Source organism: Thermomonas beijingensis (assembly GCF_020034655.1).
In the GTDB taxonomy this organism is placed as follows: Bacteria; Pseudomonadota; Gammaproteobacteria; order Xanthomonadales; family Xanthomonadaceae; genus Thermomonas; species Thermomonas beijingensis.
Genome location: NZ_JAIQDJ010000001.1, coordinates 302,940 through 324,373 on the forward strand (window position 1 = coordinate 302,940; position 21,434 = coordinate 324,373).

The 21,434-nt window shown below is 61.8% G+C and carries 21 protein-coding genes and 1 pseudogene; 12 read left to right on the forward strand and 10 right to left on the reverse strand.

The window, feature by feature from the left end; genetic code table 11:
• The first annotated feature begins 68 nt into the window (after window positions 1-68).
• Window positions 69-872, forward strand: a complete 804-nt coding sequence (locus K7B09_RS01355; RefSeq protein ID WP_223625960.1) for a sulfite exporter TauE/SafE family protein — start codon at window positions 69-71, stop codon at window positions 870-872.
• On the opposite strand, the gene K7B09_RS01360 is transcribed toward K7B09_RS01355, so the two are convergent.
• The 4 genes and pseudogenes from K7B09_RS01360 to K7B09_RS01375 form a co-directional block, all read right to left on the reverse strand.
• On the reverse strand, window positions 869-1,606 hold the full coding sequence (locus K7B09_RS01360) for an endonuclease/exonuclease/phosphatase family protein (RefSeq protein WP_223627691.1): 738 nt from the start codon (window positions 1,604-1,606) through the stop codon (window positions 869-871). The genes K7B09_RS01355 and K7B09_RS01360 overlap by 4 nt on opposite strands.
• A 104-nt stretch (window positions 1,607-1,710) precedes the next feature.
• Window positions 1,711-2,493 (reverse strand): annotated as a pseudogene (locus tag K7B09_RS01365) (thiol:disulfide interchange protein DsbA/DsbL); the annotation flags it as partial.
• Between the two features lie 40 nt (window positions 2,494-2,533).
• Entirely contained in the window at window positions 2,534-3,262 is a 729-nt protein-coding gene (locus K7B09_RS01370; RefSeq protein WP_223625962.1) for a thiol:disulfide interchange protein DsbA/DsbL, read from the reverse strand.
• 79 nt (window positions 3,263-3,341) lie between these two features.
• Entirely contained in the window at window positions 3,342-4,109 is a 768-nt protein-coding gene (locus K7B09_RS01375; protein WP_223625964.1) for a c-type cytochrome, read from the reverse strand.
• 123 nt (window positions 4,110-4,232) lie between these two features.
• Here K7B09_RS01375 and yihA point away from each other — a divergent pair, with 123 nt between their 5' ends.
• The 5 genes from yihA to fghA all read left to right on the forward strand — a co-directional run bounded on the left by yihA (window position 4,233) and on the right by fghA (window position 11,089).
• Complete coding sequence (yihA, locus tag K7B09_RS01380) at window positions 4,233-4,844, forward strand: ribosome biogenesis GTP-binding protein YihA/YsxC (RefSeq protein WP_223625967.1); 612 nt, start codon at window positions 4,233-4,235, stop codon at window positions 4,842-4,844.
• Between the two features lie 102 nt (window positions 4,845-4,946).
• Window positions 4,947-6,326: a glutamate--cysteine ligase gene (locus K7B09_RS01385; RefSeq protein ID WP_223625969.1), complete on the forward strand. Its 1,380-nt coding sequence runs from the start codon at window positions 4,947-4,949 to the stop codon at window positions 6,324-6,326.
• Between the two features lie 58 nt (window positions 6,327-6,384).
• Window positions 6,385-9,093, forward strand: coding sequence for a phosphoenolpyruvate carboxylase (gene ppc, locus K7B09_RS01390; RefSeq protein WP_223625972.1), 2,709 nt, complete (start codon window positions 6,385-6,387; stop codon window positions 9,091-9,093).
• Between the two features lie 53 nt (window positions 9,094-9,146).
• Window positions 9,147-10,256, forward strand: coding sequence for an S-(hydroxymethyl)glutathione dehydrogenase/class III alcohol dehydrogenase (locus K7B09_RS01395; protein WP_223625974.1), 1,110 nt, complete (start codon window positions 9,147-9,149; stop codon window positions 10,254-10,256).
• Entirely contained in the window at window positions 10,256-11,089 is an 834-nt protein-coding gene (fghA, locus tag K7B09_RS01400) for an S-formylglutathione hydrolase (RefSeq protein WP_223625976.1), read from the forward strand. The genes K7B09_RS01395 and fghA overlap by 1 nt, the downstream gene beginning before the upstream one ends.
• Here fghA and K7B09_RS01405 read toward each other — a convergent pair.
• Genes K7B09_RS01405 through K7B09_RS01415 form a run of 3 tightly spaced genes read right to left on the reverse strand, consistent with a single transcriptional unit; the run spans window position 11,062 to window position 13,098 of the window.
• Complete coding sequence (locus K7B09_RS01405) at window positions 11,062-11,736, reverse strand: Dph6-related ATP pyrophosphatase (RefSeq protein WP_223625979.1); 675 nt, start codon at window positions 11,734-11,736, stop codon at window positions 11,062-11,064. The two genes, fghA and K7B09_RS01405, sit on opposite strands and share 28 nt — an antisense overlap.
• An 18-nt stretch (window positions 11,737-11,754) precedes the next feature.
• The gene (locus K7B09_RS01410) at window positions 11,755-12,099 is read right to left on the reverse strand and encodes a hypothetical protein (RefSeq protein WP_223625981.1); all 345 of its coding nucleotides are present in this window, start codon (window positions 12,097-12,099) and stop codon (window positions 11,755-11,757) included.
• A gap of 57 nt (window positions 12,100-12,156) precedes the next feature.
• Window positions 12,157-13,098 (reverse strand): DegV family protein, encoded by a 942-nt coding sequence (locus K7B09_RS01415; RefSeq protein ID WP_223625983.1) that lies wholly within the window; start codon window positions 13,096-13,098, stop codon window positions 12,157-12,159.
• A gap of 218 nt (window positions 13,099-13,316) precedes the next feature.
• Here K7B09_RS01415 and K7B09_RS01420 point away from each other — a divergent pair, with 218 nt between their 5' ends.
• A complete protein-coding gene (locus K7B09_RS01420) occupies window positions 13,317-14,093 on the forward strand; it encodes an AMP nucleosidase (protein WP_223625986.1) in 777 nt (258 codons plus the stop codon).
• An 8-nt stretch (window positions 14,094-14,101) separates the two neighbouring features.
• Window positions 14,102-14,632: a DUF924 family protein gene (locus K7B09_RS01425; protein WP_223625988.1), complete on the forward strand. Its 531-nt coding sequence runs from the start codon at window positions 14,102-14,104 to the stop codon at window positions 14,630-14,632.
• Here K7B09_RS01425 and grxD read toward each other — a convergent pair whose 3' ends face one another.
• From grxD to K7B09_RS01440, 3 genes are all read right to left on the reverse strand, one after another.
• Window positions 14,633-15,556: a Grx4 family monothiol glutaredoxin gene (gene grxD / locus K7B09_RS01430; protein ID WP_223625990.1), complete on the reverse strand. Its 924-nt coding sequence runs from the start codon at window positions 15,554-15,556 to the stop codon at window positions 14,633-14,635.
• Window positions 15,557-15,628: 72 nt separating this feature from the next.
• The gene (locus tag K7B09_RS01435) at window positions 15,629-16,249 is read right to left on the reverse strand and encodes an SGNH/GDSL hydrolase family protein (RefSeq protein ID WP_223625992.1); all 621 of its coding nucleotides are present in this window, start codon (window positions 16,247-16,249) and stop codon (window positions 15,629-15,631) included.
• Window positions 16,249-17,508 (reverse strand): aminotransferase class I/II-fold pyridoxal phosphate-dependent enzyme, encoded by a 1,260-nt coding sequence (locus K7B09_RS01440; RefSeq protein ID WP_223625995.1) that lies wholly within the window; start codon window positions 17,506-17,508, stop codon window positions 16,249-16,251. The genes K7B09_RS01435 and K7B09_RS01440 overlap by 1 nt, the downstream gene beginning before the upstream one ends.
• A 144-nt stretch (window positions 17,509-17,652) precedes the next feature.
• Between K7B09_RS01440 and rsgA the strand changes: the two genes are divergently transcribed.
• From rsgA to K7B09_RS01460, 4 genes are all read left to right on the forward strand, one after another.
• On the forward strand, window positions 17,653-18,753 hold the full coding sequence (rsgA, locus tag K7B09_RS01445; protein WP_425507833.1) for a ribosome small subunit-dependent GTPase A: 1,101 nt from the start codon (window positions 17,653-17,655) through the stop codon (window positions 18,751-18,753).
• Window positions 18,740-19,996 (forward strand): flavohemoglobin expression-modulating QEGLA motif protein, encoded by a 1,257-nt coding sequence (locus tag K7B09_RS01450; protein ID WP_223625997.1) that lies wholly within the window; start codon window positions 18,740-18,742, stop codon window positions 19,994-19,996. The genes rsgA and K7B09_RS01450 overlap by 14 nt, the downstream gene beginning before the upstream one ends.
• A 450-nt stretch (window positions 19,997-20,446) precedes the next feature.
• Window positions 20,447-21,088 carry an ankyrin repeat domain-containing protein gene (locus K7B09_RS01455; protein ID WP_223625999.1) on the forward strand — a complete coding sequence of 214 codons (642 nt, stop codon included), beginning with the start codon at window positions 20,447-20,449 and terminating at the stop codon, window positions 21,086-21,088.
• Between the two features lie 89 nt (window positions 21,089-21,177).
• The gene (locus tag K7B09_RS01460) at window positions 21,178-21,420 is read left to right on the forward strand and encodes a hypothetical protein (RefSeq protein WP_223626001.1); all 243 of its coding nucleotides are present in this window, start codon (window positions 21,178-21,180) and stop codon (window positions 21,418-21,420) included.
• Window positions 21,421-21,434 lie beyond the last annotated feature (14 nt).

Here is a 21,434-nt window from a genome sequence, read left to right on the forward strand (position 1 = left end):
GGTCTTTGGCGAACATCACTACCCGACCCGGCTCTGGTTCGGGTGGCGATCAACATGTTGCTGGCGCGATGAGTTTCTTGCTGATCTATGTGGCACTGGGTGCCTGCGTGGGTGTGCTGGCCGGCTTGTTGGGGATTGGTGGCGGCTTGGTGCTGGTGGGCGCGTTGGCGTGGTTGCTGCCGATGCAGGGCGTGCCGGCGGACGCGGCGATGCATGCGGCCCTAGCCAGTTCGTTGGCCAGCATTGTCCTGACGGCAGCGGCTTCGGCGCGTGCGCATCACCGGCGAGGCAGTGTGTTGTGGCCGACGGTGGCGTGGATGGTGCCGGGGGTGCTGTTGGGGGGCTGGCTGGGCAGTCGCTTTGCGATTGCGCTGGACGATGGTGTGCTGCGCTGGTGCGTGGCGGGCTACTGCTGGGTGATTGCTGCGCAGATGTGGTTATCAACCCCCCCCGCCACTGGCCACGCCGATGTGCTGCCGCGTGGGCCGGGTTATACCGCTGCAGGCGGCGGCATCGGCATCGTCTCGGCGATCATTGGCATTGGTGGCGGCAGTTTGACCGTGCCGTTGTTGGTGTGGCGTGGAGTTGCACCGGTGCGTGCGGTGGGCACGTCGTCGGCCTGCGGTATCTTTATCGGGTTGGGCAGTGCGCTGGGCTATGCGCTGCAAGCCCCGGCAGGCGCGCTGCCGTTGGCCGGATCGGTGGGTTATGTGTATGTGCCCGCAGCGATTGCGGTGGCCGCCACTTCGGCACTCGCCGCGCCGTATGGCACGCGCTTGGCACACGCGCTGAGCGGGCCGGTACTCAAGCGGATATTTGCAATATTCCTGCTGCTGGTGGGCAGTGCGTTTGCGTATGGCGCGCTGCATTAGCGCAGTGCGGCATCGGGCACATCCAATTCCACCGACAGTGCCAGATGATCCGACTGCGCGGCGGGCAGGGCTTGCATCGTGGCCAGATGCAAACCGGGGGTGACCAGCATGTGGTCGATGGCGCGTTGCGGCCGCCACGAGGGAAACGTGGGCACGCATTGCGGCGGCGGTTGCAGGCCGGTACGGCGGTACAGCGCCTGCATTTCCGGGCGATCTGGGTCGCAATTGAAGTCACCCATCAGCACCGCATGCGGCAGATCGCTGAGTAATTCGGCGATGAAATCCAGCTGGTTGCGGCGCGACTGGCTACCCAGCGAGAGGTGGGCGATCGCAATCGTCAGCGCATCGCGGCCATCGCCAAATCGTGCGGTGAGTACACCGCGGCCCTTGACCCGGCCCGGTAGCGGGTGGTCTTCCACCAGCCGCGGTTCCAACCGACTGAGCAGGCCATTGGCGCTGGAGGCCACGCCGCCCACGTTGCGGTTGGGCTGGTGGCTCCAGTAGGCAAAGCCGGCGCGCTGGGCCAAGTAGTGGGTCTGGTTGGTGAAGCCGGAACGCAGGCTGCCGGGGTCAGCCTCTTGCAGGCCCACGATGTCGTGGCGGCCGGCAAGTTCGGCGATGGTGTCCAACGCGCCGCGTTTGTTGCCCGCCGGCAGCACATGCGACCAGCTGCGCGTCACATAGTCGCCGTAGCCGCGCGTGCTGGAGCCGGCCTGGATATTGGCGCTGAGCAGGCGCAACCGGCGAGTGGACATGGCAGCTCAGGCGCACATCAGGGCTTGGCCGCCTCGTTGGCCGCTGGCGCGGCAGGGGCCGCTGCAGTGGCGGGCACCGTATTGGCCAGTTTGGCGCGTTCGGCCACCACCAATTGGTTGATGATGCGGAACATGTCGTCAATGGTCTTGCCTTTGACGCGGTACTTGCCGTCGATCAGGAAGGTCGGTGTACCCATCTGGTCGCCATTGGCAAATGCGGCGGTCATGTACTGCCGCGCGCGGTTGATTTTGGCGGCCACTGCAAAGCTCTGCATACTGCTCAGGAACTGGCCCGGATCGGCACCATAATTCTTATAGAACGCAGCGATGTCTTCCGGGGTATCCATGCCGCGCTCGCCTTTCAGCGTCTGATCGACGTGGATTGCACGAAACATCGCATCATGCGTCTTGTCGTGTAGCCCCATTGCTTCTGCGGCATAGAAAGCCTTGGCGTAGTTGTCCCACGGCCCGCCAAATGCGGCCGGCACTTCGACAAAATGCACATCCGGCGGCAGCTTGGCCTTCATCGCTGACACCGTCGGCTGCACCGCTGCGCAGAACGGGCAGACATAGCCGAAAAATTCCACGATCTCGATCTTGCCGGGCGCGGTATCAAACGGCTGGCCATTGGGAATGCTGACAAAATCGGTGCCTTCCACCGGCGGCGGGGCCTTGGCGGCGGCCTCGGCGGCGGCTTTGACATTGGCCTCAGCCGCCGCTGCGCGTTGCGGATCCTCGGCGCTGGCGGCCTTGGTTTGCGCCTGCGCGGTGGCTGCCGCCGGGTCGGCGTTCACCGCAGCCGGAGCCTTGTCCTTGCAGGCCGCCAACGGCAGCAGGGCGAGCAGTAGCAGAGCGTGGCGCATCATCGTCATGGCATCAACTTCCAATGGTCTAGAGCAGCAAAGGTCAGGAACGGGCGGGGGCAGACTTGGCCGCTGCGGCTTTCGTGGCGGGTTTGCCTGCAGGCTTGGGTGCAAGTTTGGCCGGCGCGGCGGATTTGGGTGCCAAGGCGTTGACCACCGCGAGTGCATTGGCCAGCAGGCCCTCGTAGCTGTCACCTTTGATCCGGTAGCGGCCAGCAACAATGATCGACGGAGTGCCTGGAATTTCACTGCGCGCAGCAAATTCATAGGCGGATTTGAGCTTGGGAAGCAAGCTGGCATTGTCCAGCATCGCAGCCTTGAACGCGGCCGCATTGACGCCTTGCACCTTGCTGGCGAACGCCATGATTTGCGCGCTGTCGGCATTGCGTGGCAGGTCGCCGGTTTCATGGATGGCAGCGAACAGACGCGGGTGCAGCACATTCAAGGATTTGCTGCTCTGCGCGGCGAAGAATGCACGCGACCACGGGTCATCGCGGTCAAACACTCCCGGTACCAGCACCAGTTTGGCGTGTGCCGGCAGTTGTCTGGACCATGCGTCCAGCATCGGAGCAAAGTGGGCGCAATGGGGGCAGGTATAGGCGAATACTTCCGCCACTTCGACCATGCCCGGCGGCAATTGCTGATAGGGCTGCCCGGCATCGATCAAATCATATTGCACACCTGCAGTCAGCCCCGGCAGGGCCTGCTGGGCATGGGCTGGCAACAGCGTGGTGGACAGTAACAGGGCAAAGGTCAGCAGCAGGGAGCGCATCGCATCAGTCTCCAGCGATCAGGGTGGCCGAGCAACAAGCATGCACGGGACAAAACGAACGCATGGTGAAGCGGCATCCTCAGCGGGCGATGCTTTCCTTGGTGGTGCCGGGTGTGCGGGTGTGCAAGCCCTGCACATAGCTGGCCAGTGACTTGATTTCCTCATCGCTCAGCGACTTGGTGACATCCGCCATCAGCTTGAAATGCGCCGGGTTGGTGTAAGTCGTGGCGCCGGTGCGGTATTCCTCCAGACGACGTGCCACATAGGTGGCATCTTGACCATGCAGGGCCGGATAGGCGGGGCCGGGGTTGCCCGCACCCGAAGGGCCGTGGCAGGCCATGCAGGCGGGGATGTTGCGGCCGGCATCACCATTGCGGAACAAGATTTCACCCAATTGATAGAACTTCTTGCCTTGGTTCGGCCCGGTGGCGATGACGGTATCGTCGGCCACACCTGCGCCGGCCGACTGTTTGGCAAACCACGCGCCAACATCACGCATGTCCTGCGCGCTGAGCATGCTGGCAAACGGCACCATCACCCCCGCCAAGCCACTGGTGCGCTGGCTGGTTTTGAACAAATGCAGCTGCTCGGCGATATAGCGCTCGGGCATGCCTGCGATGCGCGGTGCGCTTTGCTGCATGGCATTGCCATCCAGCCCGTGACAGGCGGCGCAAGCGCCGGCCTTGCTTTGGCCTACTTGCGGGTCGCCCCAAGTCGCAGGTTTTTCCTGCAATGGTGCAGCTTGTACGGGGGCATTGTCGGGTGCGGCTATCGCCGTGCTCTGGGCATAGGCCACCGCAGCTAAGGCAAGACAGGCAACACCGGCAAGGGCATGGACAGGACGCATGCAGAACTCCACTGACACGAAAGGATGCAATCCTGAGGATTGCTCAACCGGCAAATTATGGTGGCCACGCGGGAAGCGGTCAAACGGCTCCGATTCCTCCCCCAAGCATGCCATGCTATGCAGATGGCTGCTCCCAATCCTTTTGCACGCGCCCAGTACCTGCTGGCCGCCCATAATTACCGGCAATTACCCACCGATGGCGGGTTTGAAGTTGCTTTCGCCGGGCGCTCCAATGCCGGCAAATCCTCCGCCCTGAACGCGCTGTGTCAGCAAAATGCACTGGCAAGGGTGTCCAAAACCCCAGGACGCACCCAGCAATTGGTGTTTTTCGGGTTGCCGCCGCACGAAAACAAATATCTGGTCGATCTGCCCGGCTACGGCTACGCCAAGGTGCCGCAGGAGTTGCAGGCACATTGGCAGGCGTTTCTGGATGGCTATTTCGGCAGTCGCGATGCCCTGCGCGGGTTGGTGGTGGTGATGGATGTGCGCCACCCATTGAAAGACTACGATCGCCAGATGCTGGGCTACGCGATGCGCCGTGCCCTGCCTGCGCATGTGATTTTGACCAAAGCCGACAAACTCAGCCGTGGCGCCGCCGGCAATACCTTGCAGGCAGTGCGGATGGAGCTTTCGCGCGCCTATGCCGATAGCGTCAGCGTGCAATTGTTCTCCGGCGAGTCCAGGCAAGGCGTGGACGAATTGCGCAGCGTGGTCGCGGGCTGGTTGGCGCTGTAAGTCGATTACTTGCGTTGGCGGAACACTGCAGGCGTGCTGCCCCGACTTTGTTGCAAGGCTGCACGGGATTAAGCTGGCGGGACTTTCCGATAGATCACGTCGATGTCTGGACCCAGCAGCGCCAGTGACACCCCCATCACCGATCCCCGCGAATTGGCCGCTGTATTGGCCTCGGGCGAGAAGCCGCGCACGGATTGGCGGATCGGTACCGAGCACGAAAAATTCGGCTTCCGGTTGGATGACCTGCGCCCGCCGACGTTCGATGGCGAGCGCGGCATCGAGGCGCTGCTCAATGGCCTGACCCGCTTCGGCTGGCAGCCGTATCAGGAAAGCGTGGACGGGCAGCCGCCGCGCACGATTGCACTGACCCGGGATAGCGCCTCGGTGACGCTGGAGCCGGCCGGGCAACTGGAATTGTCGGGTGCGCCACTTGCCACCCTGCATGAGACCTGCAAGGAAGTGGGCAGCCATCTGCGCGAGGTGCGCGAAGTCGCCGACGAACTGCAATTGGGTTTCCTGGGTATGGGTTTTCAACCCAAATGGCGACGCGACGAGATGCCGTGGATGCCCAAGGGCCGCTACCGGATCATGCGCGACTACATGCCCAAGGTCGGCAATCTGGGGCTGGACATGATGACCCGCACCTGCACCGTGCAGGTGAATCTGGATTACGCCTCCGAAGCCGACATGGTGAAAAAGTTCCGCGTCTCGCTGGCGCTGCAACCGATTGCCACTGCGCTGTTTGCCGATTCGCCATTCACCGAAGGCCAGCCTAATGGCTACCTGAGCTACCGTTCGCACATCTGGACCGACACCGACCCCGACCGCACCGGCATGCTGGATTTCGTGTTCGAAGACGGTTTCGGCTACGAGCGCTACGTGGATTACTTGCTGGATGTGCCGATGTATTTCTCGCATCGGAATGATGTGTATGTGGATGCCAGCGGCAAATCGTTCCGCAAGTTTTTACGCGGTGAGCTGGATGTGTTGCCCGGCGCGCTGCCTACCTTGCGCGACTGGAACGACCACATGACTACCGCCTTCCCGGAAGTGCGGCTGAAAAAATTCCTGGAAATGCGCGGTGCCGACAGCGGCCCGTGGGGGCGTATCTGTGCCTTGCCGGCGTTTTGGGTGGGTCTGCTGTACGACGCTACGGCGCTGGATGCAGCCTGGGATCTGGTCAAGGATTTTTCGATGGCCGAGCGCCACGCGCTGCGTGACGGCGTGCCGAAATATGCGCTGCGCTTGCCGTTCCGCAACGGCACGGTGCGTGATTTGGCGCGCGAGGCCGTGAAGATCGCGGTAGCCGGCCTGCAACGTCGCGCCATGCGCAATCGTGATGGCGTGGATGAGTCGCGCTTTCTCGATGAATTGATCGAGATTGCCGAATCCGGCAAAACGCCTGCCGAGCGCAAGCTTGCGCTGTTTCATGGCGAATGGCACGGCAGCGTGGATCCGGTGTTTTGCGAGTTTGCGTACTGAAGAAAGTCACATCCGCAACGATTGCTGCATTGCACCAAAAATGGGGTAGCCTGCAGGGATGACCCCATCCAATTCCCCGCTGCGCGAACAGCTTGTTTTCGCCAAATCCGATGCTTTGCTGCGTGACGATGTGCGCCGGCTGGGCGCGATGGTGGGGCAGATGTTGGCCGAACAGGTCTCGCCTGGTTTTCTGGAACAGGTGGATAGCCTGCGCCGCAGCGCGATTGCGCGGCGCGAACAGGCCGCGCCGGTGGCCGAGTTGGCGGGCCAATTGGCGCAGGTGCCATTGGAAGAAGCGGAAGGATTGGTGCGCGCATTTTCGGCGTATTTCAGCGCCACCAATGTGGCCGAGCGCGTGCATCGCATTCGCCGTCGGCGCGACTACCAACGGCAGGCCAGTGCGCCGCAGCCAGGTGGGTTGGAAGAGGTGTTGCGCGACCTGCGCGATGCCGGTGTGGGCTTGCCGGAATTGCAGGACATGCTTGCGCGCACCTGCATCGAACCGGTGTTCACCGCACACCCCACCGAAGCGGTGCGGCGTGCGCTGTTGCTGAAAGAAAAAACGATAGTGGAACGCCTGGTGGCCGATATCGACCGCACCCGCACGCCACCCGAGCGCGGCGCGGACGATGCGCTTATCCGGCAATCGCTGACCACTGCGTGGCAGACCAACGAAGCGCCGCCGCTGCGCCCCAGCGTGACCGATGAAATCGAGCATATCGGCTTCTACCTCACGCAATCGCTGTACCGCGTGTTGCCGGTATTTTTTGAAGTACTGAGTGCGGCGGTGGAATCGGTGTATGGGCAGCGCATCGAGCTACCGCCACTGCTGCGCTTCGGCACGTGGGTGGGTGGTGACATGGATGGCAACCCCAATGTGGGCGCGGCCACCATCCACGCCGCGCTGGCCTATCAGCGGGCGCAGGCGCTGAGTTGCTATCAAACCGATTTGCGCAAGTTGGGCGACATCCTCACCCAAAGTCATGGCCACGCCGAGGTGGATGCCGCCATCGACGCCCGCGCCGCCGCCCATCGCGCATTGTTTCCCAAAGGCGCGGTGCGTAGCCGCCCGCGCTTGGCTGACATGCCCTATCGGCAACTGCTGTGGGCGATGCGCGCGCGCTTGCAGGCGACCGGGGACGGCACGCCGGGTGCGTATCCGGATGCGGCGGCGTTTATTGACGATCTGGAATTGATGGATGCCAGTTTGGCGCGCCATCGCGGCGAGCATGCCGGTCGTTTTGCGTTGCGCCGGATTCTGTGGCGGGCACGCAGTTTTGGCTTTCATTTGGCCGCGCTGGATTTGCGCCAGGACTCGGCGGTGCACGATGACGCATTGGCAGCGCTGTTGGCGGATACCGAATGGGCGGCGCGCAGGCTGGATCAGCGTGTGGCGCAATTGCATGCGTTGATCGAAGGGCAGGTGGCTGTGCAGCCGGATGCCGCCGCGTTGACCCTGGATGTGTTCCGCGCCGTGCAGTCGCTGCGTGGAAGCTTGGGCAAGAATGCATTTGGGCCTTACATCATCAGCATGGCGCGTACCGCTGCCGATGCGTTGGCGGTGCTGGCGTTGGCGCGCATTGCCGGGTGCACAGACGCCGGTGAAGTGCCGCTGGATGTGGCCCCGTTGTTTGAAACGGTGGCTGATTTGGAAGCGGCGCCCGAGGTGATGCGGATGTTGTTTGAAGACCCGTTGTATCGGCGTCATTTGGCCGCGCGCGGGGATCGCCAGATCGTGATGGTGGGCTATAGCGACAGCGCAAAAGACGGTGGCGTGCTGGCCTCGCGTTGGGCCTTGCAGCGGGCACAGGTCGAGTTGCTGGATGTGGCGCAAGTGGCCGGCGTGCAGTTGGTGTTTTTCCATGGCCGTGGTGGTTCGGTCAGCCGCGGCGGCGGCAAAACCGAGCGCGCCATCATTGCCGCACCCCGTGGCAGTGTGGGTGGCCGCCTGCGCATGACCGAGCAAGGTGAAGTCATTCATCGCAAATATGCCATCCGCGCATTGGCGCTGCGCAATCTGGAGCAAATGACGGGTGCGGTGTTGCGCGCATCGTTACGTCCACGGCCAGCGGAGCCACGCGAAGATGGCTGGCGTGCAATCGCGGCCGAATTGGCGCAGCTCTCGCGCACGCATTACCGCGCACTGGTGCACGAGCATCCCGATTTTCCCACCTACTTCCGCGACGCCACGCCGGTAGATGTGATCGAGCGCCTGCACATCAGCTCGCGCCCTTCGCGCCGCCGTGATGGTGGCATTGCCAATCTGCGCGCCATTCCGTGGGTGTTTGCGTGGTCGCAAAACCGTTCCGGCCTGACCGGTTGGTATGGCTTGGGCACCGCGCTGCAATCAGGTATCAATACCCATGGTTTGTCAGCCATGCAAAGCATGGCGCGCGACTGGCCATTCTTCACCGCAATGATCGGCGATGTGGAAATGTTGCTGGCCAAATCCGATATCGACATCTTCGAATGCTATTCGCAACTGGCGGGGGACTTGCATCACGCCCTGTTCCCGCAGATTGCCGAAGAGTTTGCACGCACGCGTGAGGCCATCCTTGCGATCAAGCAAAGCGACGGCTTGCTGGCCGATGATTACCGCCTGCGCTTGTCGATCCGCTTGCGCAATCCGTATGTCGACCCGATCAGCCTGCTGCAAGTGGAGCTGCTGCGGCGTTGGCGTGAGGGTGGGCGCACCGATGAGGCGCTGTTGCGTACGTTGGTGTCCACTGTCAACGGCATTTCGGCGGGGATCCAGAATACCGGTTGAGTGAAAGCGACAGGTATCATCGCGGTGATGACCCTTGTTCTGGAGTTTGCAGCATGAAATCCCGCGCCGCCGTTGCCTTCGCCGCAGGCGAACCCCTCAAGATTGTCGAGATCGACGTTGCGCCGCCCAAAGCGGGCGAAGTATTGGTGAAGATCACCCACACCGGTGTCTGTCATACCGATGCGTTCACGCTGTCCGGCGAGGATCCGGAAGGCTTGTTTCCGGTGGTGCTGGGACATGAAGGCGCGGGTGTTGTGATCGAGGTGGGTGAAGGTGTGACGAGTGTTGCGCCGGGTGATCATGTGATTCCGTTGTACACCGCAGAATGTGGCGAATGCCTGTTTTGCAAATCGGGCAAGACCAACCTGTGTACTTCGGTACGCGCCACGCAGGGCAAGGGCGTGATGCCTGATGGTACTTCACGGTTTTCCTATAACGGCCAGCCGCTGTATCACTACATGGGGTGCAGCACGTTTTCCGAATACACCGTGGTGGCCGAGGTCTCGCTGGCCAAGATCAACCCCGCGGCAAACCCGGAGCATGTGTGCTTGTTGGGTTGTGGCGTCACCACCGGCATTGGCGCCGTGCATAACACCGCCAAGGTGCAGGCGGGCGATTCGGTTGCGGTCTTCGGGCTGGGTGGCATTGGTTTGGCGGTAATCCAAGGTGCGCGGCAAGCCAAGGCGGGGCGCATCATTGCCGTGGATACCAATCCGGCGAAGTTCGACATGGCGCGTGAATTCGGGGCGACCGATTGCGTCAACCCGAAGGAGTTCGACAAGCCCATTCAACAAGTCATCGTGGAGATGACCGGCTGGGGCGTGGACCACTCGTTTGAATGCATCGGTAATGTCAACGTGATGCGCGCCGCACTGGAATGCGCGCACCGTGGCTGGGGCCAGAGCGTGATCATCGGCGTGGCCGGTGCCGGCCAGGAAATCTCCACCCGCCCGTTCCAGCTGGTCACCGGGCGCAAGTGGATGGGCACTGCGTTTGGCGGAGTGAAGGGGCGCAGCCAATTGCCGGGTATGGTGGAAGACGCGATGCGTGGCGACATCCAGCTGGCACCCTTCGTCACGCATACGATGGGCTTGGAGGCGATCAATGAGGCGTTTGACTTGATGCATGCAGGCAAGTCGATTCGCAGCGTGGTGCACTTTTGATGGAGCGTGTTGAACACCGCGCATGCTTCGGTGGCTGGCAGGACGTGTATCAACACGCATCAGCAACACTGGGCTGCGTGATGCGCTTTGCCATCTACCTGCCGCCACAAGCCGGGCACACCAAGGTGCCGGTGCTGTACTGGCTCTCGGGCCTGACCTGCAGCGAGCAGAACTTCATCACCAAAGCCGGTGCGCAGCGGTATGCGGCCGAACACGGTATCGCGATTGTTTGCCCGGACACCAGTCCGCGTGGTGATGCGGTGGCCGATGCCGAAGGTTATGACCTTGGCAAGGGTGCCGGGTTTTATGTCAACGCCACGCAAGCACCGTGGGCAGCGCACTACCAGATGCACGACTATGTGGCACATGAGTTGCCGGCGGTGATTGAAGCCAATTTCGCCGTGACCAGCGCACGCGCCATCAGCGGGCATTCGATGGGCGGGCATGGTGCGCTCACGCTCGCGCTGCGCAACCCGGGGCTTTATCGCAGCGTGTCGGCGTTTTCGCCGATCGTGGCTCCGATGCAGGTGCCATGGGGGCAGAAGGCATTTGCCGCGTATCTGGGCGATGACGTTACGACGTGGGCGCAATACGACGCGTGCGCGCTGATCAAGGCGGCAGCGGAAAAATTACCGATCTTGATTGATCAGGGCGAGGCCGACGAATTTCTCGATGGCCAGTTGAAACCATGGCTGCTGAAGGGCGCGGCCGACGCGTCGGGTTATCCGGTGTGCCTGCGCATGCAGCCTGGCCATGACCACAGCTACTACTTCATCGCCAGTTTCATCGGCGAGCACATCGCCCATCACGCATTCAATTTGAAATCGGTATAGGCAAAGCGTCCATCGCGCAGCACGCTGTCGCCGCGTGCGATGGCGATGGGGTGATTGAACATCGGCCCGGCAAACACACAGGTGTGAAACTCACCGTGTTCGCCGCAGGGGTCAATGTGCTGGGGTAGGTCGCGCAGGAATGCGGTATCGAACACACGCCCTGCAAATGCAGCGTCCAGTTGGGTGGTGTCCACACAGCACAGCTGCGCGCGCAGGCCACCGGCAATCATCGTGCGCGCCAGGTGTGCGGTGTCGCTGCCAAACACAGGGAACTGCGGCGTGATACCCAGTGATGCGCACAGGGTTTCGCGCCAGGCACGAATGTCGGGCAGGAATAAATCGCCATAGGCGATATGCGCAAGCTCCGGCCAGCGCGCTTGTGCGTGCCCAACGGCGTCGCTGAAACTGGCGATGTAGGCGGCGTTATCGGCCGCCTGCGGGATCCAGGCTTCGATCACCGGCAGGCCCGCCGCCTGTGCTTGTGCGTGCAGCAGCTCACGGCGAATACCTTGCATCGAAATGCGGTCGAAGCCTTCGGTCAGCGTGGTGAGCAGGCCCACCACGTCGAATTCGCCACGCTGGCGCAGCGCATGCAACGCCCACGCAGCATCCTTGCCGCCGCTCCATGAAAGCAGGGTGGGTGTCATGCGGATGGTGCGCAAAAATCAGGCGGCGGCAACGTCGCGTAATTGCCAGCCGTGGCCGGCCAACAGCGCCATGCGCTGGCGCAGCAGCGCGGACGGCAGGTGGGTGACCACTTCCAGCTCCACATGCAGGTCGTTTTGATGCCCGAGCACTTGCGCACCGGGATCGGTAGCACCCAGTGCGGGATCCACATCATCGGGATCGCTCTGCTTTGCACTCCAGCGTTCGAACAGTGTGCTGGTGCGCAATGCTTGCTGCAGCTCATCGGCAAAGCCATCGGCACCTTGCGAGTGGAAGCTTAGATCGGCGTCGCCGCCGCGGGCCATGGCGGGATCAGGCAGGCGGATGTAATAACGGGTAGGCATGAAGGATCCGATTGCGAGGGGGTGTGGAGATGCAAGCTGACATCCTGGCAGCCGTGCTTAATCGAACTTGCGCGGCTCGGCAGCAAACGCCAGCACGATGGCCCCCTTGCCCACGTTCACCAGTCCGCTCAGGCCCATGAAGCTTTCGAACACCTCTACATTGTGTTCGGTACATGTGGCACGCAAACGGTCGTAGCCGGGTAGTTTGCGCATATCGTTCAAGTCGCCGCCGTAACTCAGGCTCATGGTGGGGGTCAGCAGGCCCGCACGCACTTGTTTACAGGCGAAATCGAACATTTTTTCGGTGGCGGCGTTGAACCCCTTGACCTTGGCTACCGGGCCGGTGTCACCCTTGTTGCAATGCAGGATGGGCTTGATGTCCAACGCCGTGCCCAGCGCCGCGCTGAAGAAGCTGACGCTCTTGTCACCACGCTTCTTGATCCGGTTGCGCAGGTAATGCAAATCCGGCGGCACCATGTAGCCTTGAATATTGCTGGCCAAGCTTTCCAGGTGAGCACGAATCTTGGGCGGTGTTTCACCCGCTGCACGCATGCGTGCGGCCTCAACCACCAGCACGCCGACCGCCGCAAATACGTTTTGACTATCAATCACACGCAATGCAAACGGGGTGGTGTTGCCGCTTGCTGCGCGCACCGGTTTGTAATCGTTGAGGATGGTGTAACTGGCCTGCACCGCGTTGTCGTGAATACCGCTGCGCGTGCGGGTGGTGGTGATGCAAAACACGTAATCGTAGTCATGCACCAATTTACCCAGGAACAAGTCGTGTACTTGCTGCACGGTGTAGGGCGTAGTTTCGGCCTCGAATGCGCGTTCGGCGGTTTCGCCGGTGAGAAAGCTCATGGTGGCTTCCTCATTGCGGGTATCGGCTAGGATCGCCTGCCCGATCTGGATTGTCACCGGCAAGATCACGATCTGTTCGCGATCGATAAAATCATTTGGAAGATCGCAGGCCGAATCAGTGATGATGCCGATACGCATTTCACACCCCTTGAAATTTAAGACCATCCACTGATCAACGTACCGTAAATGTGCGCGTTTTGCACCGATCGGCATCACGTTTCGATGTTGCGATGCCGCAAACCTTCACCTGCAATGAACACTAGTGGCATGCTGAACGCCGTAGCCCCGCATCCACTTGGACGATGCGCCGGCAAGAGGGCCATTCCGTAGGCCGACAGGAGACCAAAAGAACACGCATGAAAAGCAAACAAGACATTGTCGGCAATTGGCTGCCTCGCTATACCGGGGTGCCGCTGGACGGCTTCGGCCAGCATATTTTGTTGACCAATTTCGGCGGTTATCTGGCGCATTTTTCCAAGATGACTGGCGCGCCGATTGTGGGGTTGGACCGGCCAATGCCCAGTGCCACCATCGACGGCATCACCTTGATCAATTTCGGCATGGGTAGCCCGAATGCGGCCACGGTGATGGACCTGCTCTCGGCGATCTGCCCGAAGGCGGTGTTGTTTCTGGGCAAATGCGGCGGTTTGAAGCGGAAAAACCAATTGGGTGATCTGGTGCTGCCGATTGCCGCGATCCGTGGCGAAGGCACCAGCGACGACTACCTGCCACCACAAGTACCGGCGTTGCCTGCGTTTGCGATGCAGCGCGTGATTTCGACCAGCATCCGCGACCTAGAGCTGGATTACTGGACCGGCACCGTGTTCACCACCAACCGCAGGGTGTGGGAGCATGACGATGAGTTCAAGGAAAAGCTGCGCGCGATGCGTTGCATGGCGATTGATATGGAAACCGCCACCATCTTCGCGGCCGGCTTTGCCAACCGGATTCCGTGTGGCGCGCTGCTCCTGGTGTCCGATCAGCCGATGATTCCGGAAGGGGTGAAGACTGAAGCCTCCGATGCCAAGGTGTCCGCCGAGTTCGTGCAAAACCACATCAAGGTTGGTATCGAAGCACTCAAGCTGATTCGCCGCAATGGCAAGTCGGTACGGCATTTGAGGTTCGACGAGTGAACCCGGATATGGCGAAGGGTTTACTGGCGTTCTGGCGCGAAGCCGGCATGGGGAAATGGTTTCGTGGTGGCGCGGCATTTGACGCCGAATGTCGCGAGCGCTGGCAGGAGGCACATTTTTCCGCCGCCCGTCGTGAATGTGATGCTTGGATGCAGGCGGCCGACAGTGCGCTGGCACTGGTGGTGTTGCTGGATCAGATTCCGCGCAATATTTTTCGTGGCAGTGGCCATGCCTTTGCCACCGATCCGCTGGCTTTGCTGCATGCCAATCATGCAATCGCCGCGGGCTTTGATGCGCAGGTGGATCCTGCGCTGCAGATGTTCTTTTACCTGCCGTTTGAACATTCGGAGGTGTTGGCCGACCAGCAACGGGCGGTGGCGCTGTTCACCGCGCTGGATAATCCCGATTTGCTGGGCTATGCGGTGGCGCACCGCGACGTGATTGCGCAGTTCGGCCGTTTCCCGCATCGCAATGCTGCGCTCGGGCGCACCAACACGCCCGACGAGCAGGCGTGGTTGGATGCCGGTGGCGGGTTTTGATCAGTAGCGCGGCACCGATGAATCCAGCTCTGCCCACGCCACAATCCCGCCGGTCACGTTGTAAAGCTCCTTGAAGCCCAATGCACGGAAGTGCTCGGCCGCTTGCTGGCTGCGTGCGCCGGCTTGGCACAGGAAGGCCAGTGCGGTGTCCTTCGGCAGTGCTTCAATTTCTTCCACGCCGTCATCGAAGGTGCGGTGCGCGACCGGTACCTGCGCCAGTGCGCGTTCCTCGGCGGGGCGCACATCGACCAAGGTCAACGTGCCGGCCTGCACCCGTTCACGCACTTGCGCCGGGGTCAGTGGCTTGACCTTGGCGGGAGCGTTGGGGTTGTCGATGATCAAGCCTTTGCCACGTGCATCGTCGGCCCAATCAATGGTCAGGCCGCGTGCGCGTTGGGCGCTGACTAGATCGAACTGGGCGCGGATACCGGCGGCCTCCGTGGCGATGGCCGTGCTATCCACCGGGGCCAGTTGCAGGCGTGCATTGAAGCCTTGATCGACCTCGATTTGCAGTGCATAGCCCTCGCCGGCATTGGCAAGTGCTTGCTTCAGCATCTCGGCGGCGGCATCAGTAATCGTGATCTGCGGTGGCGTGCGGTCGGGTGCCGGCAGCCCCAGCGCCGCGTGCAATTCACCGCTGGCAGCCATCTGGGTGACGATGTCACAGCCCCCGACCAGCTCGCCATGGATGTACAGCTGCGGGATGGTTGGCCAGTCGCCGTAAATTTTGATGCCGTCGCGGATGTCCGGATCGGCCAGCACGTTGACATGGGCATAGGTCGCGCCGGTGGCATCCATCGCCGCGGCGGTCTTCGCCGAAAACCCGCATTGCGGGGCCTCCGGCGTGCCCTTCAAGAACAGCACCACCGGGTTGGCAGACAGAACGGATTCAATGCGGGCGCGCAGGGCGGGGTCGAGCGACATGGGGCAAGTCCAAACGCAATAAGGAGAGTTTGCAATTCTACGCCGCCAACGCTGGCGGCAGGCTGACCGGGATCAAGAGGCAGCAAGCAAGCCTTTTGCGACCGGCAGCACCGCATCGACCCAGCGGGTGTACTGCGCCAGCGAGGGGTGCAGCCTGTCTTCCACCAGCATTTGCAATGTGTTGCCGGCATCACGGCTGATGCCGGTGATATCGACAAAAGCCACGTTGTGGGTGGCACACACGGTCTGTGCAGCGGCGTTGTAGGTATCGATTTCCTGCGCGATACGGCGTGGGCTACGCAATTCTTGTCGTGCGAACGGGGTGACCCCCCAATCAGGGATCGACAGCACCAGCACGCGCTCTGCGTGCCCACCCGCCAGCGCGATGGCGCGTTGTAGCAGGCCAGTGAATTCGTCGATGTAATTGACCAGTGCACGCCCGCGGTATTGGTTGTTGACGCCAATCAGCAGGCTCACGAAGTTCCACTCGCCCAGCGGCTCGGCCGCGTCCATCGCCGCAGCCAATGCGTCGGTGGTCCAGCCGGTTTGGGCGATGATGCGTGGCTCGGCAACAGGGATACCGGCTGCGTGCAGGCGTGCAGCCAGTTGCATTGGCCAACGGTCTGTGCCGTCGACCCCTTCGCCAATGGTGTAGGAATCGCCCAGCGCAAGGTAGGCGAGGCGGCGCGACATCACGCCACCGCGCTTTGCCGCTGCGTGCGTTCGGCGCGGCGGGTCAGCACGCGGTCGATGCGAGTGAATACTTCACGCAGCATCGGTGCTTCGGGCAGCAATGTCACCCGGAAGTGGTCGCGATACGGCACGTTGAAGCTGGTGCCGGGCACGATCAGCACGTCTTCCTGCTCCAGCATTTCCAGCGCAAATTCGTGGTCGTCAAAGCCTTGCGCGGCCGCACCTACCACGCGTGGGAAGCCGTACAGCGCGCCTGCCGGCGGCACCAGCGACAGGTGCGGACTGGCCGCGCAGCTTTCGATCAAGGCCTTGCGGGTGTCATGCAGGCGGCCACCGGGGCGCACCAGCGCGCCAATGGTATCGGTGCCGTGCAAGGCTTGCTCAATTGCGAACTGTCCCGGCACGTTGGCGCACAGGCGCAGCGCGCCGAGCAGATCCAGTGCGTGGTGGAAGTCACCGCAGGCCAGCGGGTCGCCGCTCAGTACCGCCCAGCCCACCCGCCAGCCGCAGGCACGGTGCACCTTCGACAATCCGCCGAAGCTCATGCACGGCAGGTCGCCGGCCAGCGGCGCCACCGGTTGGAACACGGCATCGTCGTACAGGATGCCGTCGTAGATTTCATCGACCAGCAGCAACAGGCGATAACGGCGGGCGATTTCGACGATGCGCTCCAGCAGTGCGCGCGGGTAATTTGCGCCGGTCGGGTTGTTGGGGTTGATCAAGACAATGGCGCGGGTACGTGAGGACACCAGTGACTCGATCTGCTCGGGATCGGGCAGGAAACCGTTGTCGCGGTCGCATTTGTAATAGACCGGGCGACCATCGTTGAGGATGGTGGCCGCCGACCACAGCGGGTAGTCGGGCGAGGGTACCAACACTTCTTCGCCGGGGTTGAGCAGGGCGCGCAGCGAGATGTCGATCAGTTCCGACACGCCATTGCCGACGAACACGCGCTCCGGCGAGGCATTGGGCGTGCCGCGCTGCTTGTGAAACGCAGCAATCGCCTCGCGCGCTTCCGGCAGGCCTTGCTGATGGGTGTAGGGGTCGGTGCGGGCGATGCCGCCGGCGATGGCGGCTTGCAGATGTTCAGGCGCACGGAACCCGAACGCGCCGGGGTTGCCGATGTTCAGTTTGATGAGCTTGCGGCCCTGGCCTTCCAACTCCCGCGCTCGCCGTGCCAATTCCCCCCGGATTTCATAGCGAACTTCGGTCAAACGGGTACGGGTGGCGATCTTGTTGCGGGGGTTGAAGGTGGACATCGCGGCAAACAGAGCGGAAGTGGGAGGCTAAGCCTAACGGAAATAGGGCGGAAGGCGGGATAAACACCGCGACAAGTACGGTTGCTGCCGGGCGCAAACACCGTTCAAGGCTAGAATCCGCCGGATGCACGCAATTTTTCTTCCATGACACCCCTGTCTGCCATCGGCTGGCACTGGACACCAGCAACGCTGCCGCCAGCTTGGGCCGCGTTGGGTGCCGCGCATCCGCAGGCGCGGCCGGCGCGGGTGGTGGAGCAGCATCGCAGTGGCTATCGGGTTTCTGAGGTCATCGACGTCGTGCATCCGGCGGAATCGTTGCCCGAATGGCAGCGCGCCGGCAGTTATCGCAAAGGCGAGATCAACCCCGAGGCGCGACCGGCGGTGGGCGACTGGGTGTTGGTGGAGGGCAGTGCGCCCAAATCACTGCGCATCGTGGCTTTGTTGCCACGGTTTTCGGCGATCAAGCGCGGCGCCGCCGGCGAGCATTACCGCCAGCAAGTGATCGCGGCGAATATCGATACCGTGTTTGTGGTGTGCGGTCTGGATGGTGATTTCAATCCGCGCCGGATCGAACGCTACCTGTTGTTGGTGGGCGGCAGCGGGGTGCAGCCGGTCATCGTGCTGACCAAATCCGACAAGCCCGAGGCCGAAGTGGAGGCAGCCTTGGCGGCGCTGCGCACGCTGGACGTGCCGGTGCTGGCGTTGAATGCAAAAGACCCCGCCAGTGCCAGTGCGCTGGCGCCGTGGCTGGCGGCGGGGCAAAGTATTGTGCTGGTGGGGAGCTCCGGCGCGGGTAAATCCACCCTGACCAATACCTTGCTTGGCAATGAAAAAATGAAAACCGGCGCAGTGCGCGAGCGCGATGCACGCGGCCGGCACACCACCACCCATCGCGCCTTGATGGCCTTGGCATCTGGCGCATGTTTGATCGACACCCCCGGCATGCGCGAGCTCAAACCCACCGGCGAAGAAGATGTGGCAGAGAGCTTTGCCGACATCGAAGCCTTGGCGCAGCAATGCAGGTTCCGCGATTGCAAACACACCAACGAGCCCGGCTGCGCAGTGCGCGTGGCGATTGCATCTGGCGTGTTGGAGGCGGGCCGCGTGGACAACTTTTTAAAGCTGGATGCAGAAGTCACCGGAGCAGCCAACCAACTGGCCACGCGGTTGGCGCAGAAGGCGCAGGCGCGGGTGCAGGGCAAGGCGCTACACAAACGGCTGGATGCAAAATATGACCGCCATTGATCCCATCGCCCACCACGCCGCGCTGGACCTGCGCATGGCCAAAGCCGCCAAAGGCATTCGCCTGCTGAGTCTGGTCAGTTGGCCGGCCAGCGAGCAGCAAACTTTTCTGGCCGACTACGCGCAAGGCCGCGCCACGTTGCCGGTGTATCAATATCCCAAGCATGATTTTTCCGATGCGCGCCGCGAGTTGGTGGCGATTGCCGCCGCCGCCGATCCGGCGCATCCACTGGGCATTTATTTGATCGAGTCGGCGCACAGCTGGCAGCAAGCGGCAGCACTGTTGGAGCAATTGGGCACACCGAAGGTGGCAGAATTGTCGGTGGCGTTATTCGGCACTCCCGATCACACGCTGCCGGGCGGGGTGACCACGCGCGAGGCCGCGCAGCATTTTTTGTCGGTAGCTGGCGAGCTGGACAGCGAATTGTTATCGCCTGCCGAGCAGGTGGAAATTTCCGCCACCGCGCTGGCATTGCGCTTGCAAGCACAGCTGGATGATTTTTTTGATGCGCGGGTGATCGAGGTGGAGCTGGATCCGGATTTGATTGCCAAGGCTGCCGCGGGCTCGCGCAAAATTCGTATTCGCGCTGGCGCCGCGTTTTCCGATTACGACATGCAGCAGCTGTTGCAGCACGAAGCATTTGTGCATTCATTGACCGCATTGAACGGGCAGCAACAAAGCGTATTGCCCAGCATGGCGCTGTCCTCGCCGCGCAGCACCGCCACCCAGGAAGGTTTGGCGGTGTTTGCCGAGTTGATCACCGGCAGCATTGATATCGAGCGCATGAAGCGAGTCAGCCTGCGCATCGAAGCGGTGGCAATGGCGATGGAAGGTGCGGACTTCATGCAGGTGTTCCGCTATTTCCTGGATGCCGGACAAAACCCGGTGGACAGCTTCACCTCGGCACAGCGGGTGTTTCGTGGCGTGCCCACCAGTGGCGGCATGGCGTTCACCAAAGACACCGTGTATTTGCGCGGTTTGATTGGCGTGCACACGTTTTTCCGTTGGTCGCTCAAACACGGTAATTTGCGCCAATGTCGGCGCTTGTTTGCCGGCAAAATGACCTTGGCCGATGTGCAGCGGTTTCAACCCTTGTTCGACGACGGCAGCTTGCAAGAACCGCGCTGGCTGCCGGCGTGGGCAGCACGCGCCAATGGTTTGGCGGGCATGTTGGCGTTTTCGCTGTTTGCCAACAAGATTCGCTTGGATCAAGCGATGAATGCCGAAACGGTGAGTGATTTTTAGCGCGTCGCCACAGCCGGCCGACGCGCCCATGCCACGTTGGTAAGCCGTGCGGTTTCCCTAATCTTTTGCTTTACAGCGTGCAATGGCCTGCGTAGAGGCCGCGCCACTTTCGGAACGACCGCCGTCGGTTCGATGCTGGCCACACGGCAGGCCATCGTTCCCATCGCGTTGAAAGGCACAAATGCAAGGCGTGGCCTGCCTCGCAAGAATGCAGGCGTCTCAGCCCGTGCGACAGGTCTTTGCCAAGCTGTCGATCAAGGGGAAAGTGAGGCACCAATCGAGGCGCGTGCTCCGATTCCAACTCACCAGCCCAAAGACGGCACTCAAATTTTTGGCGAAGCCTGCGCGAACTGGCGGACTACTTCAACGGGTAGTGCAGGCCGACCTGTTTCCTCCGGCCTCGATAAGTAAGTGCAAGGTCACGCCGAATAACAGTGGGGGGTATGAGAAGTGAGCACAATACAAACTCAGGTCACGCAACAGTTGGTCGCTGCAATCAAAGCGCAATCATTAGATGGCGTGCGCTTGGCTCTCAATGCTGGTGCCAATCCGAATGCCTATGTCGGTGCCGATTCCATGCTGGGCTTGCATAGCGATGCCACGTGGCGAACCACGGACCATTATTCCGAAACATGGCTAGGTATCTTGCGTGCATTGCTGGAGAGCGGCGCGAATCCGAATCAATCGCTGGTCTCCTACCGAGGCGAACCCGAGTTCATGTTGCACGCGCTTTCGCAGTTTGGCGTTGCCCCGGGGATCAGGTTGATGCTGGAATTCGGCGCGCATCCGGACTTGCTGCAGGACAGCGATACAGCGCTCGATATTCAGTCCTTCGAGCAACGCTTTACCGAGGTCTGCCAATTACCCGATGAGTACAAGGGACGCGTACTACCGGAATATCCACTGCCAATAACGGATGAGTGCGACGAGCATAAGGGACCGGTCTACCAACGCTGGCTGATGCCGCAACACCAGCGCGCCCACGGCGTTCTTCGCAAGGCGGGCGCGTTGCATGCGTGGGAATTGAAGTCCCTCTCAATGAAACGCTATGCCTATACCCCGACACCGCAGGCGGCCTGTTCACACAGGTAGGAAGGCCGGATGCCGTATTCCATGCGCGTATTGGCAGCACACTGCGTGTACGGATTGCCAAATGGGCGGCGTGCTACATCGATCCTGACGTGGCTGGATATGACTCGCCCGAGGTTCGACGGTTCGACTACGCCGCCGCTTTGCGGGAAGCACAAGCCATCGGGGAAGCCTTGGCGCCGTTCATTGCTGACAACGTGAAAATCGCAACGTATATGCCGACACGCGACAGCATCGCAGCCGGTTGCACGCGTGGCGATGGCTACCAATGGAACCGTGTCACCCGGCAATGGGACAAGGCCAGCTGCTGGGAAGGAACGCGCGTCCAATCCTGAAATCAGGAGACGAC

Excerpts from the sequence above, each read along its gene's own strand:
- K7B09_RS01410 (WP_223625981.1), bottom strand. The coding sequence starts at position 12,099 with ATGCCTACCCGTTATTACATCCGCCTGCCTGATCCCGCCATGGCCCGC.
- K7B09_RS01435 (WP_223625992.1), bottom strand. The coding sequence starts at position 16,249 with ATGTCGCGCCGCCTCGCCTACCTTGCGCTGGGCGATTCCTACACCATT.
- K7B09_RS01395 (WP_223625974.1), top strand. The coding sequence starts at position 9,147 with ATGAAATCCCGCGCCGCCGTTGCCTTCGCCGCAGGCGAACCCCTCAAG.
- K7B09_RS01425 (WP_223625988.1), top strand. The coding sequence starts at position 14,102 with ATGGCGAAGGGTTTACTGGCGTTCTGGCGCGAAGCCGGCATGGGGAAA.
- K7B09_RS01405 (WP_223625979.1), bottom strand. The coding sequence starts at position 11,736 with ATGACACCCACCCTGCTTTCATGGAGCGGCGGCAAGGATGCTGCGTGG.
- K7B09_RS01370 (WP_223625962.1), bottom strand. The coding sequence starts at position 3,262 with ATGCGCTCCCTGCTGCTGACCTTTGCCCTGTTACTGTCCACCACGCTG.
- K7B09_RS01385 (WP_223625969.1), top strand. The coding sequence starts at position 4,947 with ATGTCTGGACCCAGCAGCGCCAGTGACACCCCCATCACCGATCCCCGC.
- K7B09_RS01450 (WP_223625997.1), top strand. The coding sequence starts at position 18,740 with ATGACCGCCATTGATCCCATCGCCCACCACGCCGCGCTGGACCTGCGC.
- K7B09_RS01415 (WP_223625983.1), bottom strand. The coding sequence starts at position 13,098 with ATGCGTATCGGCATCATCACTGATTCGGCCTGCGATCTTCCAAATGAT.
- rsgA (WP_425507833.1), top strand. The coding sequence starts at position 17,653 with ATGACACCCCTGTCTGCCATCGGCTGGCACTGGACACCAGCAACGCTG.
- K7B09_RS01355 (WP_223625960.1), top strand. The coding sequence starts at position 69 with ATGAGTTTCTTGCTGATCTATGTGGCACTGGGTGCCTGCGTGGGTGTG.
- K7B09_RS01440 (WP_223625995.1), bottom strand. The coding sequence starts at position 17,508 with ATGTCCACCTTCAACCCCCGCAACAAGATCGCCACCCGTACCCGTTTG.
- K7B09_RS01375 (WP_223625964.1), bottom strand. The coding sequence starts at position 4,109 with ATGCGTCCTGTCCATGCCCTTGCCGGTGTTGCCTGTCTTGCCTTAGCT.
- yihA (WP_223625967.1), top strand. The coding sequence starts at position 4,233 with ATGGCTGCTCCCAATCCTTTTGCACGCGCCCAGTACCTGCTGGCCGCC.
- grxD (WP_223625990.1), bottom strand. The coding sequence starts at position 15,556 with ATGTCGCTCGACCCCGCCCTGCGCGCCCGCATTGAATCCGTTCTGTCT.
- ppc (WP_223625972.1), top strand. The coding sequence starts at position 6,385 with ATGACCCCATCCAATTCCCCGCTGCGCGAACAGCTTGTTTTCGCCAAA.
- K7B09_RS01420 (WP_223625986.1), top strand. The coding sequence starts at position 13,317 with ATGAAAAGCAAACAAGACATTGTCGGCAATTGGCTGCCTCGCTATACC.
- fghA (WP_223625976.1), top strand. The coding sequence starts at position 10,256 with ATGGAGCGTGTTGAACACCGCGCATGCTTCGGTGGCTGGCAGGACGTG.